This is a genomic window from Streptomyces iranensis (genome assembly GCF_017874715.1).
Lineage (GTDB): Bacteria > Actinomycetota > Actinomycetes > Streptomycetales > Streptomycetaceae > Streptomyces > Streptomyces iranensis.
This window is the reverse complement of the sequence record NZ_JAGGLR010000015.1, coordinates 89939-104885: the sequence shown is the minus strand read 5'-3', so window position 1 is coordinate 104885 and position 14947 is coordinate 89939. Positions and strand designations below refer to the sequence as shown.

Below are 14947 nucleotides of genomic sequence, written 5' to 3'. Positions count from 1 at the left end.
CCTGGGAGAGGGTGCCGCCCCGACGTTTGGACGGTACGACCGACCGGCGAAGGAACGCGCCGAGTCGATCAGAAGTCCATGTCACCGCCCGGCATGCCGCCCGGAGCGCCCGCCGGGGCGGCCTTCTCCGGCTTGTCGGCGATGACGGCCTCGGTGGTGAGGAACAGCGCGGCGATCGACGCGGCGTTCTGCAGCGCGGAGCGCGTGACCTTGGCCGGGTCGATGATGCCCTCGGCGATCAGGTCCACGTACTCACCGGTCGCGGCGTTGAGGCCGTGACCCGGGGTCAGGTTGCGCACCTTCTCGACCACGACGCCGCCCTCGAGACCGGCGTTGACCGCGATCTGCTTCAGCGGGGCCTCCAGGGCCAGGCGCACGGCCTGGGCACCGGTGGCCTCGTCGCCCTCGAGCTCCAGCTTCTCGAAGACCGAGACGGTCTGGAGCAGGGCCACGCCACCACCGGCGACGATGCCCTCCTCGACGGCGGCCTTGGCGTTGCGCACCGCGTCCTCGATGCGGTGCTTGCGCTCCTTGAGCTCGACCTCGGTGGCGGCACCGGCCTTGATGACGGCCACGCCGCCGGCCAGCTTCGCCAGGCGCTCCTGGAGCTTCTCGCGGTCGTAGTCCGAGTCCGAGGACTCGATCTCGGCGCGGATCTGGTTGACGCGGCCCTGCACCTGCTCGGTGTCGCCGGCGCCGTCCACGATCGTGGTCTCGTCCTTGGTGACCGTGATCTTGCGGGCACGGCCGAGCAGGTCGAGACCGGCGTTCTCCAGCTTGAGGCCGACCTCCTCGGAGATGACGGTGCCACCGGTAAGGATGGCGATGTCACCGAGCATGGCCTTACGGCGGTCACCGAAGCCCGGGGCCTTGACGGCGACGGACTTGAAGGTGCCACGGATCTTGTTGACGACCAGGGTCGCCAGGGCCTCGCCCTCGACGTCCTCGGCGATGATCAGCAGCGGCTTACCCGACTGCATGACCTTCTCGAGCAGCGGGAGGAGGTCCTTCACGCTGCTGATCTTGGAGTTGACGATCAGGATGTACGGGTCGTCGAGCGACGCCTCCATACGCTCCATGTCCGTCGCGAAGTACGGGGAGATGTAGCCCTTGTCGAAGCGCATGCCCTCGGTGAGCTCGAGCTCGAGCCCGAAGGTCTGCGACTCCTCGACGGTGATGACGCCTTCCTTGCCGACCTTGTCCATCGCCTCGGCGATGAGCTCGCCGATCTGGGTGTCGGCGGCGGAGATGGAGGCGGTGGAGGCGATCTGCTCCTTGGTCTCCACGTCCTTGGCCTGCTCGAGCAGCTGGGCGGAGACGGCCTCGACGGCCTTCTCGATACCGCGCTTGAGCGCCATCGGGTTGGCACCCGCGGCTACGTTGCGGAGGCCCTCCTTGACCAGCGCCTGGGCAAGGACGGTCGCGGTCGTCGTGCCGTCACCGGCGACGTCGTCCGTCTTCTTCGCGACCTCCTTGACCAGCTCGGCGCCGATCTTCTCGTACGCGTCCTCGAGCTCGATCTCCTTGGCGATGGACACACCATCGTTGGTGATCGTGGGGGCGCCCCACTTCTTCTCGAGGACGACGTTGCGGCCCTTGGGGCCGAGGGTGACCTTGACGGCGTCGGCGAGCTGGTTCATCCCGCGCTCGAGGCCGCGCCGCGCCTCCTCGTCGAACGCGATGATCTTGGCCATGTGAAGTGGTCCTCCCAGAGACGGGGTGGATTGCTCCGGACCGCGCTGGCGCCCGCGACGGACGGCCTGCCTGCCGTGCGGTTCCTTGCCCCGCATGGCCTGGCGGGCCTCACCGACCCGGTCCTTCTGTCACTCTCAACGTCAGAGTGCTAACGCCAATGATTAGCACTCGGACCTGGTGAGTGCAAGCGGCATTGCACGCATGCGCCCCTCGCGCCAACCCCGTGATGATCAGCGCGGACACGCCGAAGGGCCCGTACCCTGTTCGGGACACGGACCCTACGGACTTGTTCGTTTCAGCTGCGTCGCGTCGGCGCGTCAGCCTACGGCCACGCGGACCATGTCGGCCTGCGGGCCCTTCTGACCCTGCGAGATCTCGAACTCGACCCGCTGGCCTTCCTCGAGGGTGCGGTACCCGTCCATCTGGATCGCGCTGTAGTGGACGAACACGTCCGCACCACCGTCGACCGCGATGAAGCCGTACCCCTTCTCCGCGTTGAACCACTTGACGGTGCCCTGAGCCATTCCTAACTCCCCTATTGCTGGCCCTTGCGCAGGACCGCACTCCGCGGACCCGGGTCAGACCTCACCCCCCGGATGTGGGGGGTGTGCGCCGGAACGCGTCGACCGCCGCTGAATGTATCCGTCCCAACGCCCTCTGCAACAGGTCAATCGGACGAGAATTCTGGGCACGGCCGAACGGTTAAAAGTGAGAAATTATGTGAAGTTCGGGCAAGCCGGGCCGGACATAAGGAACCAACCCGACAATTCGCGCTCACACTTTACGCACAACTTGACGAGTTCTCATATGTGGCTCCGACCCCGGAGCCGTCGGGGAATCCGGGCAACTGTATCGCGATTCCACAGACGGAATCGCCCCGTCCGGTTGTCCCCGGACGGGGCGATGCCAAAGGTGAGGAGGGGGACGCGGGGTCAGCAGCCGCCCGCGACCGCCGGGATGATCGAGATCCCGGCGCCGTCCGGGGTCGCCGTGGCCAGGCCGTCGGCGAAGCGGACGTCGTCGTCGTTGACGTAGACGTTCACGAAGCGGCGGAGCTTGCCGGTGTCGTCCAGGACGCGGGCCGAGATGCCCGCGTGGTTCTTCTCCAGGTCCGCCAGGACCTCGGCCAGGGTCGCGCCGTCGGCGGAGACCTCGGCCTGGCCGCCGGTGTAGGTGCGCAGGATGGTCGGGATTCGGACGTTGACGCTCATGCGAGTCCAGCCTCTCGGAACGAGTCAAGGGTGGGGCGGATGATGGCGGAGGGACCCGTGGTGGGGGCCACCGCGTCGAGGGTCTTGAGGCCGTCGCCGGTGTTGAGCACGACGGTCGTCAGGGACGGGTCGAGCAGACCGTCCTCGATCAGCTTCTTGGTCACGCCGACGGTCACGCCGCCCGCGGTCTCCGCGAAGATCCCCTCGGTGCGGGCCAGCAGCTTGATGGCGTCGACGATCTGCTCGTCGTTCACGTCCTCCACCGCGCCGCCCGTACGGCGGGCGATGTCCAGGACGTACGGGCCGTCCGCGGGGTTGCCGATGGCCAGCGACTTGGCGATGGTCCGCGGCTTCTGCGGCCGGACGACGTCATGGCCGGCCTTGAAGGCGGCGGAGACCGGGGAGCAGCCCTCGGCCTGGGCGCCGAAGATCTTGTAGGGCCGGTCCTCGACCAGACCGATCGCGATCAGCTCCTTCAGCCCCTTGTCGATCTTGGTGAGCTGGGAGCCGGAGGCGATCGGGACGACGATCTGGTCCGGCAGCCGCCAGCCGAGCTGCTCGCAGATCTCGTACGCCAGGGTCTTGGAGCCCTCGCCGTAGTACGGCCGCAGATTGACGTTGACGAAGCCCCAGCCCTCGCCCGCCGGGTCACCGATCAGCTCGCTGCAGAAGCGGTTGACGTCGTCGTAGTTGCCCTCGATGCCGACCAGCTCACCGCCGTAGACCGCGGCCATGACGACCTTGCCCGCCTCCAGGTCGTGCGGGATGAAGACGCAGGAGCGGAAGCCCGCGCGGGCGGCCGCGGCGCCCACCGCGCCGGCGAGGTTGCCGGTGGAGGAGCAGGAGAGGGTGGTGAAGCCGAAGGTGCGGGCGGCCTGGACGGCGATCGCGACGACCCGGTCCTTGAAGGAGTGGGTCGGGTTCCCGGAGTCGTCCTTGATGTGCAGCTCACCGGTGACGCCGAGCTCACGGGCGAGATTGTCGGCCTTGACCAGCTGGGTGAAGCCGGGGTTCAGGCTCGGCAGCTCCGCCACGTCCGCCGGGACGGGCAGCAGCGGGGCGTAGCGCCAGATGCTGTTCGGGCCGGTCTCGATCCGCCGGCGCAGCCCCTCCGGGTCGCCGGCCGGGAGCTCGTACGCGACCTCGAGGGGCCCGAAACAGGCCTCGCACGCGAAGATCGGACCCAGTTCGAACCGCTCACCGCACTCCCGGCAGGACAATGCGACGGCGGGGCCGAAGGCACCGGAGGCGGAGGGAGTGGTTGAGCTTTCTACTGACTGCACGGCCATGGATGGCGAGGCCCTTTCTCCTCATCTTCCTCGCGACGCATTTCGCCACGAGACGGAATTGGCACCTTCCCGAGCTGGGAGCCTCGCTGCGGAATGCGAGATCAGCTGGAGGGTTGCCGGGGCTTCAACGGGCCGTTCCCTCTGCCCCTCTGGATGAGCGGTATGGCACCGGGCGGACCCGGGGCGTTTGTCGGCACGGGCCTCGTCGGTACGTCGGTAAACACCGAGGTCGACCCCGACATACGACGGCCATGTGCGTTGTTCAAGACTGTAACCGAAGGCCCGGATGGTTGAGGTAGCCGTCCGATGCGCGAGATGGATCACAGCAGGGGAGACACACAGGTGCTGGATGAGGTGGAGCGCTGGCTGAAGCGTCGCTCCTGGTCTGCCGACGACCGTCCGCTGGATCGCCTGCTGGCCGCGAAGCGGGCCGCGGGGACGACGGTGAGCGTGGTCCTGCCCGCCCTGAACGAGGAGGCCACGGTCGGCGAGATCGCCGACACGATCCGGCGTGAGCTGATGGGCGAGGCGATGCCGCTGGTGGACGAGCTGGTGGTGGTGGACTCCGGCTCCACGGACCGCACCGCCGAGGTCGCCGCGGCGGCGGGCGCCACCGTCGTCCCCCGCGACTCGCTGCTGCCCCGGCTGCCCGCGCTGCCCGGCAAGGGCGAGGTGCTGTGGCGGTCCCTGCTCGCCACGAGCGGCGACATCGTCTGCTTCATCGACGCCGACCTGCGGGAATTCGAACCGCGCTTTGTCTCGGGGATCGTCGGTCCGCTGCTGACCGACCCCACGCTGGAGCTGGTCAAGGGCATGTACGACCGCCCGCTCGGCGAGGTGGCGGGCCAGGGCGGCCGGGTCACCGAGCTGGTCGCCCGCCCGCTGCTGAATCTGCACTGGCCCCAGCTGGCCGGATTCGTCCAGCCGCTGGGCGGGGAGTACGCGGCGCGCCGCTCGCTGCTGGAACGGCTGCCCTTCCCGGTCGGCTACGGCGTCGAGCTCGGGCTGCTGGTCGACGCGCTGCACACGGTGGGGCTCGACGCGCTCGGCCAGGTGGACATCGGGGTGCGCAAACACCGCCACCAGGACGGGCAGGCGCTCGGCCGGATGGCGGCCGCGATCTACCGCACCGCACAGCTGCGACTGGCCCGGGGCCACTTGGTGCGGCCGCGGCTGACCCAGTTCGACCGGGGCGAGAACGGCTTCGAGCCGCGCACCACGGCCGTGGACACCGAGGAGCGGCCGCCGATGGTCGAGATCCCGGAGTACACGGCGCGACGCGCGGCGTGACGCACGGCGTGGCGCGTGGCACGACGCACGGCATGGCGCGGCGCGACGCGGTAATGCCGCCGGGCTGCGGCTCGGCGCTTACGTGGCTGGCCCCGGAATAGCACCTACGGGGCAAGAAACCGTACGTACGTTTGCGCGGGGCCGCGCCTGGCTAGGCTCGCGACATGGCAGTTCCGCGCACCGCCCCGATCCTGGTCGCGTCCAACCGCGGCCCGGTCTCGTACACCCTGGGCGAGGACGGCTCGCTCACCGCCCGGCGCGGCGGTGGCGGGCTGGTCTCCGGGCTCAGCGCGATCGGCCCCGAGTCGGGCGGGGTGTGGGTGTGCGCGGCGCTCGGCGAGGGCGACCGCGAGGCGGCCCGGCGGGCCGGGGACAGCCATCTGAACCCCGGTGACACCGGCGGCCAGCAGGTGCGGATGCTCGACATCGCGCCGGACGTCTTCGCCGCCGCGTACAACGGCGTCGCCAATTCGGTGCTGTGGTTCGTCCACCACCTGCTCTACCAGACCCCGGTCGAGCCGGTCTTCGACGCGGAGTTCGCCGAGCAGTGGGCGGCCTACGAGAGCTATAACGCGGCCTTCGCGGACGCGCTCGCCCAGGAGGCGGTGGACGAGGCCGTCGTCCTGGTGCAGGACTACCACCTGGCGCTGGTGCCCGCGATGCTCCGCGAGCGCCGCCCCGATCTGCGGATCGGTCACTTCTCCCACACCCCCTGGGCCCCGCCGGACTACTACCGGATGCTGCCGGACGAGGTCGCGGCGGGTGTGCTGCGCGGCATCCTCGGCGGCGACCGCGCCGCGTTCCTCACCGAGCGCTGGGCCACCGCCTTCGCCGACTGCTGCGCGGCGGTGCTGGGCGCCGAGATCATCCGGGACGGTGGCGGCGACGGTGGCGCTGGCGGTATGGCGGCGACGGCCGTGCGCTTCGAGGGCCGGGAGACCCGGCTGGGCGTCCACGGCCTGGGCGCGGACGCGGACTTCCTGCGGGAGCGGTCGCGCCAGGCCGATGTGGACGAACGGCTGAGCACTCTGCGGGCGCAGATCGGGCCGGGCCGGAAGTCGATCGTCCGGGTGGACCGTACCGAGCTGTCCAAGAACATCGTGCGCGGGCTGCTGGCCTACCGGCGGCTGCTGGAGACCCGCCCCGAGTGGCGCGAGCGCGTGGTGCATGTCGCCTTCGCCTACCCCTCGCGTCAGGACCTCGCGGTCTACCGCGACTACACCGAGCGGGTGCGGCGGATCGCGGACGAGATCAACGACGAGTACGGCACGGAGGGCTGGACCCCCGTCGCCCTGCATGTGAAGGACGACTTCGCCCGGTCCCTCGCGGCCTACCGGCTGGCGGACGTGGCGCTGGTGAACCCCATCCGGGACGGGATGAACCTGGTGGCCAAGGAGGTCCCGGTGGTCTCCGAGCGGGGCTGCGCGCTGGTGCTGTCGCGGGAGGCGGGCGCGTACGCCGAGCTGGGCGAGGACGCGCTGGTGGTGAACCCGTACGACGTGGAGGGCACGGCCCGCGCGCTGCACGAGGCGCTGCGCATGAGCGACGGCGAGCGCGCGGACCGCACGAAGCGGCTCGCCGCCGCGGCGACCGCGCTACCGCCACAGGCATGGTTCCTGGCGCAGTTGCGGGCGCTGTAGACCGTCGCTGTCCGGGGGGTAGCGGGCGCTGTCCCGCCGAGCCCTACGCGGCTTCGCCGCTGACCGCGGCGGCCAGCGCCGACAGCAGGTCCACCACGCCCGCCGGGCCTTCAACCACCAGGTCGGCCCGCTTGGCGAGCTCGGTCACCTCCGTGCTGCCGCTGCACACCAGCACCCCCGGCACCCCCTCCTCGCGCAGCCGCTCCACCGCCGCGAACGCGGCCAGGTCGCCCAGGTCGTCGCCCGCGTAGAGCACGGCTTCCGCGCCCGTCCGCCGTACGTACTCGGTGAGCGCGACGCCCTTGTCCATGCCCGGCGGTCGCAGCTCCAGCACGAAGCGGCCGGGCTCGACGATCAGCCCATGGCGCTCGGCGAGGGCGTGCAGCGGCGCGCGCAGCCGCTCGAACGTGGCCTGGGGGTCCTCGGCACGGCGGGTGTGGACGGCGACGGCGCGTCCCTTGTCCTCGATCCAGGTGCCGCGCGAGGCGCCGTGCTCCTCGAGGACGGCGGGGAGTTCGGCCTTGACGGCGGCGACGCCGGGGTCCGGTTCGGGCGCCTGGACCTCACCGCTGCCCGCGTCCCAGCGCTCGGCGCCGTAGAGGCCGAGGACGACGAGCCCGTCCAGCCCCTCGGCCCCGGCGAAGCCGCCGTACCGTACGGCGATCTCGGCGGGGCGTCCGGTGATCACCGCGGCGGAGCGGATCCGCGGGGCCAGCCGGGAGAGCGCGGGGACGGCACCGGGGTGGGCGCGGGCCTGGTCGGGGTCGGGGACGATCTCGGCGAGGGTGCCGTCGAAGTCGAGTCCGACGACGGCGCGTCCGGGCCGTTCGAGGAGGGCGGCGAGGCCCTCACGGCCGGCGGAGGTGGTGGGTACGGGGACGGGGTGACTTCCCATAGCGCTGCCCATGGCGGTGACCCTACCGGGCCCGACAGCACGGCGGGCTTCCCCCGGGCGTCCCCCGGGTGAACCCCGCGCGGGCGCCTGGCCGGTGAACGCCCCACGGGCGCCCGGCCGGTGATACGCACCGCGGGCGTCCGGCCGGTGATACGCCCCGCGGGCGTCCCGCCGTGCACGGCCGCGCGACCGCCGCACCGGTGGACGTCTCACGACCGTCCGACGGGTCAACGGCCCGGCCGTCCCGCCGACGACGCGCGTCAGCGGCGTTCGCGGCGCTCGTCCCTGACCCGGCGCAGCCGGTTGACGGTCACCGGGTCGTGCTCCAGGGCCCTGGGGTCGTCCAGCAGGGCGTTCAGCAGCTGGTAGTAGCGGGTCGGGGAGAGGCCCAACCGCTCCCGTATCGCCCGCTCCTTGGCGCCGGGGCCCGGCCAGCCGCGCCGCTCCACGGCGAGCACGGCCAGGTCGCGCTCTGACAGCCCGGCATCCGGGCCCGGGTCCTGATGATCCGGGCCCGAATCCTGATCCCGCTCCCGCCCCTGGATCTGGTCCTCGACCGGGCCCTGGCCCTGACCCTCGACCGGGCCCTGGTCCTCGCCCTGACCCCGTTCCCCGACCTGGTCGGCGGGGTCGTCGGAAGGGCCGGGGCCGGGCGTGTCCACTGTCATGCCCCCGCATTCTCCATGGCGTCGGCCTCCCGCTGGATCTGGCCCAGCACACTCGCCGGGTCGCCGCCCTTGGCCACGGTCGAGCCGATCTTCTGCTTGATCAGCTTGCTGACCTCCGCCCAGGAGGTCTTGTCCGCCGGGTAGAACTCCGCGCTCTCCAGCTCGTCCAGGAACCGCCACAGCCGCTTGTACTCACGGTCGCCGAGCATCGTCTGCTCGACGGCGGTGGTCACCGGCAGCAGGTCGTACTCGGTGACGAAGTCCAGCACGTTGTTCTCGGTGTAGACGAAGTCGAGGAACTTCCCGATCTCCGTGCGGTGGCCGTTCTGCTTGAAGGCCATCAGCCAGTCGGCGACGCCCATCGTCGACGGGGACTTGCCCCTGCGGCCGGGCAGCGGCGCGGTGCCGTACGTGATGCCGTGGCCGGACGCCTGCTGCATCAGGGTCGGGTGGCCGTTGAGCATGCCGACCTCGCCGCGGGCGAAGGCGTCGAAGGTGTCCTGGCGGTTGGTGCGGGCCGGGGAGCCGGGGCCGGTGAGGTCCGCGCCGACGAGTTCGTCCCGCAGCCATTCGAAGGCCTCGATGTTCTCGGTGGAGTCGATGGTGTAGCTGCCGTTGGCGTCGGTGTAGCCGCCACCGCCGCTGAGCATCCACATCATGGTCTCGGCCTGGCACTCCTCGGGGCCGAGCGGCAGCCCGTACGGGATCTTCACCCCATTGGCCTTGAGCCGGACGGCCGCCTCCTTGAGCTCGTCCCAGCTGGTGGGAGCGGAGGATATCCCGGCCCGGTCGAAGAGCTTCTTGTTGTAGAAGAGCAGCCGGGCGCTGGCCACGAACGGCACCCCGTACTGCACCCGCCGCACCTCACCCGCATGGGCGATCGAGGAGATGAAACCGGCCTGGGTGGGGATGGAGAGCATCTCGTCGGCGCGGTAGAGCTTGCCCTGCGCGGCGTAGTCGGCGTACGCGCCGATCTGTGCGATGTCCGGGGCCTGACCGTTCTTGACCATCTCGGCCACCCGCCGGTCCACCTCGGTCCAGCTGTAGACCTTGACGTCGACCTTAAGGCCGTCGTTCTTGGCCTCGAAGGCCCGAGCCACCTTGTTCCAGTACTTCTGGGAGCCGTTGGCTGTGCTGTCGCCGTAGTCGGCCGCGACCACCTTCAAAGTGGCATCACCGTCGGAGCCGGAGCCGCCGCTGCCACAGGCCGTGAGTCCTGGTGCCGTCGCCACTGCCGCGACACCCGCCGTTGTCAGGCCCAAGAACCGTCGCCGCTGCACCGCTGTTTTCCCACCCTATGGCTTGTTTCATCCTCAAGGGTCCTCCCCCGAGGTCGAGCGAGTCTGTCTCGCAAACCTCCACAAGGTCTACACCATGGGCGTATCGCTTCGGTATCGAAGCCCAAATGCCCAGGTGAGCGGGGTGCTACACGCGTAAGTGGGATGTGTCACCCAGTCACAAACGGAGGGTCTGGTTCACACCAACTTCCCTACGGGCGACGGCGTGATCTCGCGACGAGAAGCGGCGAGTGGACTAGACCTCTCATGGTGGATCGCGCGAGACTGTTCCATGTGAAACACGTCATCGCCCTGGATGTGGGCGGCACCGGTATGAAGGCCGCCCTGATCGGGGCGGACACCGCACTCCTCCACGAGGCCAGGAGGCCCACCGAGCGGGAGCGCGGACCCGAGGCGGTCGTGACCGCGATCCTCGACTTCGCCGCCGAGCTGCGCGCGATCGGCGAGCGGCGGTTCGGCGTGCCCCCACTGGCCGCGGGGGTCGGCGTGCCCGGGATCCTGGACGAGGACCGCGGGGTGGCCGTCTTCGCCGCCAACCTCGGCTGGAGCGACGTCCCGCTGCGGGCCCTGCTCACCGAGCGGCTGGGCGGGATCCCGGTCGCGCTCGGCCATGACGTGCGGCTGGGCGGGCTGGCCGAGGGGCGCATAGGAGCGGGCGAGGGCGCCCGGCGCTTCCTGTTCGTCTCCGTCGGCACCGGCATCGCGGGCGCCATCGGCGTCGACGGGCGCATCAACCCCGGAGCCCACGGCTCCTCCGGCGAGATCGGCCATATCGTCGTCCGGCCGGGCGGCGCCGCCTGCGGCTGCGGTCAGTCCGGCTGTCTGGAGACCCTCGCCTCGGCGGCCGCCGTGGGCCGCGCCTGGGCCGACGCCAGCGGCGATCCGGCCGCGGACGCCGCCGACTGCGCCAAGGCGGTCCGGTCCGGCGATCCCAGGGCCGTGGCCGTGTGGGGGGAGATGGTGGGCGCGCTCGCCGACGGCCTGGTCACCGCCCTCACCCTGCTGGATCCCGGTGTGCTGATCGTCGGCGGTGGGCTGGCCGAGGCCGGGGAGACGCTGTTCGCGCCGCTGCGCTCCGCGGTCGAGGAGCGGCTCACCTTCCAGCAGCTCCCCCGTATCGTCCCGGCGGCCCTCGGGGACACCGCCGGCTGCCTGGGCGCGGGTCTGCTCGCCTGGGACCGACTCTCCACGGAGGTAACCGCCTGATGGTCCAGCGAACGCATCTCACCGGCGCCCGGGTGGTCCTGCCGGACGGCGTGGTCGACAACGGGCGGGTGACGGTCGAGGGCACGCGCATCACGGCGGCGGGACCGGCGGCCGGGCCCGCGGGGGGACCGGCGGCTGGACCTGCCGCGGGACCAGCAGCCGGACCCCCGGCAGGACCCGGACCAGCAGCCGGATCCGCGGCAGGACCCGGGCCAGCAGCCGGATCCGCGGCGGACTCCGCGCCCGGCGGCGGCGGCGAGCGGGCGCTCGACCTGGCGGGCGGCTGGATCGTCCCCGGCTTCGTGGACCTGCATGTACACGGCGGCGGCGGTGCCTCGTTCTCGGCGGGCACCCCCCAGGAGGCCCTGACCGCCATCGGTACGCACCGGCGGCACGGCACCACCACGATGCTCGCCTCCACCGTCACCGGCGACCTGGACGATCTCGCCCGGCAGGCCGCCGCCCTCTCGGAGCTGGTGGAGCAGGGCGAGTTGGCGGGCATCCACTTCGAGGGGCCGTTCATCTCCCCCGACCGCTGCGGCGCCCACCAGCCCTCGCTGCTGCGCGCGCCCGATCCGGCGGATGTGCGCAAGCTGGTGGACGCGGCGCGCGGCACCGCGCGGATGATGACCCTCGCCCCCGAACTGCCGGGCGGGCTGGAGTCCGTACGGCTGCTGGCCGAGAGCGGGGTCCTCGCGGCCGTCGGCCACACCGACTCGACGTACGAGGCGACGCTCGAGGCCATCGAGGCGGGCGCGACCGTGGCGACCCACCTGTTCAACGCGATGCCGTCGCTGCTGCACCGCGCCCCCGGCCCGGTGGCCGCGCTGCTGGAGGACGAGCGGATCACGGTGGAGCTGATCAACGACGGCACCCATCTGCACCCCGCCATCCTGGGGCTGGCCTTCCACCGGGCGGGCGCGGACCGGGTCGCCTTCATCACCGACGCGATGGGTGCCGCGGGCATGAGCGACGGCCGCTATCCGCTCGGCCCCATGGAGGTCGAGGTCAAGGACGGTGTCGCGCGGATCAGCGACGGGCCGACGGCCGGTTCCATCGCGGGCTCCACCCTCACCCTGGACCGGGCATTCCGGCGAGCCGTCACGATCGACGGGCTCGGTGTCGAGGCGACCGTAAGGGCGCTGTCCGCGACCCCCGCCCGGCTGCTGGGCATCGCCGACCGGGTGGGTTCGCTCGAGCCCGGCAAGGACGCCGATCTCGTCGTGCTCGACGACGACTTCCGGCTGCGGGGCGTGATGCGCCGGGGCACTTGGGTGGTACATCCCGAATTGGACTGAAGCGCCCTGATTTGAGGCCGGGGTGACGGTGCGTTGACACGGTCCGACGCCGTCCGGAACGACGCGGAGGTCTGGGCCGAAGCCACTCGTTTTGGCATGATCGCTCGGGCACGGGAACGGCCACGCACGGGCTCGGGTACGCACGGCTCGGGCACGCGCCCGACTCGGGTACGGGTACGGCTCGGCACACAGTCGCGTTCAGCACAGGAGTCTCCGTCCGGCGGGGGGACGGGAGAGGGGATGCCAGGGTGATCCTCACGGTCACGCTCAACACCGCCCTCGACGTCACCTACCGGGTGCCGGAGCTGCGCCCGCACACCACCCACCGCGTCACCGAGGTCACCGAACGGCCCGGCGGCAAGGGCCTCAACGTGGCCCGGGTGCTGGCCGCGCTGGGCCATGACACCGTTGTCACGGGCTTCGTCGGCGGGGTCACCGGCGCGGTGCTGCGGCAGCTGCTCGCCGAGATCGCCACACCCGGCGGCGGCCCCGAGGCAGCTCGCGGCACGATCACCGACGCGCTGGTCCCGATCGCCGGCACCACCCGGCGCACCATCGGCGTCGTGGACTCCGCAACGGGCGACACCACCCAGCTCAACGAGCCGGGCCCGATCGTCACCACCCCCGAGTGGTCCACCTTCATGGACGGTTACGGCCGGTTGCTGCGCGAGGCGTCGGCGGTCGCGCTGTGCGGCAGCCTGCCGCCCGGGGTCCCCGTCGGGACCTACGCCCAGCTCATCCGGGAGGCGCACGCGGCGGGCGTGCCCACCCTGCTGGACACCAGCGGCGAACCGCTGCGCCGGGGCATTGCCGCCCGCCCCCATCTCGTCAAGCCCAACGCCGACGAGCTCGCCGGGCTCACCGGCTCCACCGACCCGCTGCGCGCCGCGCGCGACGCCCGGCGGCGCGGAGCGCGGGCGGTGGCCGCCTCGCTCGGCCCCGACGGCATGCTCATGGTCACCGCCCACGGCGCCTGGCGCGCCACCCCGCCGCGCCGGCTGACGGGCAATCCGACGGGTGCCGGGGACGCGGCGGTCGCGGGGCTGCTCTCCGGGCTGGTCGAGGAGGCGCCGTGGCCGGACCGGCTGGCCCGCGCCGTCGCCCTGTCGGCGGCGGCCGTAAGGGCTCCGGTGGCGGGCGAGTTCGACCCTACGGTCTACGACGAGGCGCTGGCGCGGGTCGAGGTGACAGAGCACCCGGCGGCAGCGTGAGCAGCCGCCGAGTACCGCCCCGGCCCTGGGCCCTTGGTCTTTCCTGGGCCCTTGGCCGGTCCTGGGCCCTTGGCCGGTCCCGGGCCCACGGCCGGTCCTAGCCCTTGCCCTTGGCGAGCCACATCTGATCGATGTTGGCGTCGCACTTGTCGCCGGGGTCACACGACACGGTGATCGTGTTGGTGCCCTTGGCGAGCTGGACGATCGACCAGGTCTCGGTCCAGCCCTTCTCGTAGTCACCCTTCGGCGCGCCCGAGAAGTTCTTCATGTTGAGCGGCCGCGTCTCCTTCTTGCCGTTGATCGTCAACGACATGCTCTGGTCCTCGCCGGGCACCCCGTAGGTGACGTACAGCCGGTAGGACTTCGCCTTGGCCACGTCCAGGTTCCAGGTCGCGGACGAGCCCGGGGTGTTGAGCCCGCCGACGTAGGTGCCGCCCGCGGCCTTGGCGCCCTTGATGTCGCTCGCGGCGGCCGCGCCGCCGGTCAGCTTCATCTTCGCGGCGTCCGTGGTGGGCAGCTTCTCGTCGCCGGGGCCCTTGGCGGGCCCGGAGGGCTGGCGGGGCCGGACGCTGGAGCCCGCCGTGGGCTGGCCGGTCGGGTCGGCCTGGTCGCCCTTGTTGTCGTCACCGTTGGTGATCATGGCGACGCCGATGCCCACGAGGACCACCGCGACCACCGCGATGGCACCGATGAGCAGCCCCTTGCTGTTGGGGCCGCGGCCGCCTCCGCCATGGCCGCCGCGCGGGGCGGCCGCACCGGGCTGGCGGGGCGCGCCGCCGGGCAGGGTCTCGGGGGCGGCGTAGTGGGCGTTCTGTCGACCATGGCCGCCCTGCTGGCCGTACCCCTGCTGGCCGTACCCCTGCTGCGGCTGCTGGTTCGGGATCTGCTGGCCGTAGTTGCGCTCCCCCACCGCGCGGACCTGGTTGTACGAGGTGCGGGGAACCCCTGGCTGGGCCGGGCCTGGGTAGCCATAGCCACCGGTGCGGGGGGCGGCACCCGGCTGGCCCGACTGACCGCCCTCGTTCCCTTGATCGCCCTCCGAGCGATACAGGTAGGCGAACGGATCGTCGTTCTCCGGTGTGCCCGAGCCGTTGTTGCCGGCCGTCATCCCTCGTCACTCCCCTATGCATATGGCCATCGGCGCGGGATCAGAACGCGCCACGACAGCTCATATCAGGGTCGAGAGGGCCTCAACAGGGCGTGTGCTGTCCGGATGGCCAATATTCATGATCGGTTCACTGTCGGC

13 protein-coding genes and 1 riboswitch are annotated in these 14947 nt (G+C 71.5%); of the genes, 5 read left to right on the top strand and 8 right to left on the bottom strand.

The window, feature by feature from the left end:
• Window positions 1-68: 68 nt before the first annotated feature.
• The 4 genes from groL to thrC form a co-directional block, all read right to left on the bottom strand.
• Window positions 69-1694 carry a chaperonin GroEL gene (gene groL / locus J2Z30_RS26730; protein ID WP_020870491.1) on the bottom strand — a complete coding sequence of 542 codons (1626 nt, stop codon included), beginning with the start codon at window positions 1692-1694 and terminating at the stop codon, window positions 69-71.
• A 318-nt stretch (window positions 1695-2012) separates the two neighbouring features.
• The gene (locus tag J2Z30_RS26725; RefSeq protein ID WP_009716982.1) at window positions 2013-2219 is read right to left on the bottom strand and encodes a cold-shock protein; all 207 of its coding nucleotides are present in this window, start codon (window positions 2217-2219) and stop codon (window positions 2013-2015) included.
• 408 nt (window positions 2220-2627) lie between these two features.
• On the bottom strand, window positions 2628-2906 hold the full coding sequence (locus tag J2Z30_RS26720) for a MoaD/ThiS family protein (protein ID WP_044573609.1): 279 nt from the start codon (window positions 2904-2906) through the stop codon (window positions 2628-2630).
• On the bottom strand, window positions 2903-4195 hold the full coding sequence (gene thrC / locus J2Z30_RS26715; RefSeq protein ID WP_044573606.1) for a threonine synthase: 1293 nt from the start codon (window positions 4193-4195) through the stop codon (window positions 2903-2905). The genes J2Z30_RS26720 and thrC overlap by 4 nt, the downstream gene beginning before the upstream one ends.
• Window positions 4196-4213: 18 nt before the next feature.
• Window positions 4214-4355: riboswitch (SAM riboswitch) on the bottom strand.
• A gap of 182 nt (window positions 4356-4537) precedes the next feature.
• On the opposite strand from thrC, the gene J2Z30_RS26710 reads away from it, so the two are divergent.
• Together J2Z30_RS26710 and J2Z30_RS26705 are read left to right on the top strand one after the other, a co-directional pair.
• Window positions 4538-5485 (top strand): glucosyl-3-phosphoglycerate synthase, encoded by a 948-nt coding sequence (locus J2Z30_RS26710; RefSeq protein ID WP_044581778.1) that lies wholly within the window; start codon window positions 4538-4540, stop codon window positions 5483-5485.
• A 164-nt stretch (window positions 5486-5649) separates the two neighbouring features.
• Window positions 5650-7125, top strand: coding sequence for an alpha,alpha-trehalose-phosphate synthase (UDP-forming) (locus tag J2Z30_RS26705; RefSeq protein ID WP_044573602.1), 1476 nt, complete (start codon window positions 5650-5652; stop codon window positions 7123-7125).
• 43 nt (window positions 7126-7168) lie between these two features.
• Here the strand turns inward: J2Z30_RS26705 and otsB are convergent, their stop codons facing one another.
• From otsB to J2Z30_RS26690, 3 genes are all read right to left on the bottom strand, one after another.
• Window positions 7169-8032: a trehalose-phosphatase gene (gene otsB / locus J2Z30_RS26700; protein ID WP_044573600.1), complete on the bottom strand. Its 864-nt coding sequence runs from the start codon at window positions 8030-8032 to the stop codon at window positions 7169-7171.
• Window positions 8033-8280: 248 nt separating this feature from the next.
• Entirely contained in the window at window positions 8281-8499 is a 219-nt protein-coding gene (locus J2Z30_RS26695) for a DUF3263 domain-containing protein (RefSeq protein WP_044581777.1), read from the bottom strand.
• A gap of 185 nt (window positions 8500-8684) precedes the next feature.
• Window positions 8685-9968, bottom strand: a complete 1284-nt coding sequence (locus J2Z30_RS26690; protein ID WP_044573598.1) for an extracellular solute-binding protein — start codon at window positions 9966-9968, stop codon at window positions 8685-8687.
• A gap of 291 nt (window positions 9969-10259) precedes the next feature.
• Between J2Z30_RS26690 and J2Z30_RS26685 the strand changes: the two genes are divergently transcribed.
• From J2Z30_RS26685 to J2Z30_RS26675, 3 genes are all read left to right on the top strand, one after another.
• Window positions 10260-11192: an ROK family protein gene (locus J2Z30_RS26685; protein WP_044581776.1), complete on the top strand. Its 933-nt coding sequence runs from the start codon at window positions 10260-10262 to the stop codon at window positions 11190-11192.
• Entirely contained in the window at window positions 11192-12490 is a 1299-nt protein-coding gene (gene nagA / locus J2Z30_RS26680; protein ID WP_044573596.1) for an N-acetylglucosamine-6-phosphate deacetylase, read from the top strand. Before J2Z30_RS26685 ends, nagA begins: the two co-directional genes overlap by 1 nt.
• A gap of 248 nt (window positions 12491-12738) precedes the next feature.
• Window positions 12739-13701, top strand: coding sequence for a 1-phosphofructokinase family hexose kinase (locus J2Z30_RS26675; protein ID WP_044573593.1), 963 nt, complete (start codon window positions 12739-12741; stop codon window positions 13699-13701).
• A gap of 97 nt (window positions 13702-13798) precedes the next feature.
• Here J2Z30_RS26675 and J2Z30_RS26670 read toward each other — a convergent pair whose 3' ends face one another.
• Complete coding sequence (locus J2Z30_RS26670; RefSeq protein ID WP_044573591.1) at window positions 13799-14809, bottom strand: CBM35 domain-containing protein; 1011 nt, start codon at window positions 14807-14809, stop codon at window positions 13799-13801.
• Window positions 14810-14947: the final 138 nt, after the last annotated feature.